Origin of the sequence: Parabacteroides sp. AM58-2XD (assembly GCF_003463685.1) — a bacterium.
Taxonomy (GTDB): domain Bacteria; phylum Bacteroidota; class Bacteroidia; order Bacteroidales; family Tannerellaceae; genus Parabacteroides; species Parabacteroides segnis.
Genome location: NZ_QSDP01000260.1, coordinates 1 through 616 on the forward strand (window position 1 = coordinate 1; position 616 = coordinate 616).

Consider the following 616-nt stretch of genomic DNA (forward strand, 5'->3'; position numbering starts at 1 on the left):
TAACAAACCAGCCAGGTTCGAACCCTGGGCTAATTTGTTACAGGCCTACAGCCTGAAGACACTGTCACTAATTGGTTCATCCTATAATTAGCAGATAGCTCAATTATTTCTATCATTTGAATCAAATAATCTTCTTCTGCGGTTGGATTAAATAAAATATTTCCTACATTTGTCCTGTTACCTATTATCGGGTAATAAAACAACTAAAACTATTGACTTATGGAAAAGTATGTGAACATCATGCTCGACAAGGGCTTCAAGACCGTTTTCGGTGAAAAGCAAGTAGCAATCGATTTTATTAATGCCACGCTCGAGGGCGAACGTCAGGTGAAAGACCTGACCTATCTCGATAAAGAAATCCAACCGGAAGTAATAGAACAGCGTACGGTGATCTTCGATCTCCTTTGTGAAGATGTGGATGGGAGCAAATTTGTACTTGAAATGCAGAATTCTCCCCAACATTATTTCTTTAACCGCGGATTTTATTACATTTGTCGAATGATCTCCCGTCAGGGAGAGAGCGGAGCTGACTGGAAGTATAGCTTGCTTCCGGTATATGGCATCTACCTGTTGAACTTTAGTCTGCCTGAATTTCAGAGTTGGCGCACCGATGTGG

1 protein-coding gene is annotated in these 616 nt (G+C 41.1%); it reads left to right on the forward strand.

Going from position 1 to position 616, the window contains the following annotated elements; translation table 11 throughout:
• Nucleotides 1–219: 219 nt before the first annotated feature.
• The coding region (locus DXA15_RS25170; RefSeq protein ID WP_199676446.1) for a PD-(D/E)XK nuclease family transposase at nt 220–616 on the forward strand (397 nt) is incomplete at its 3' end.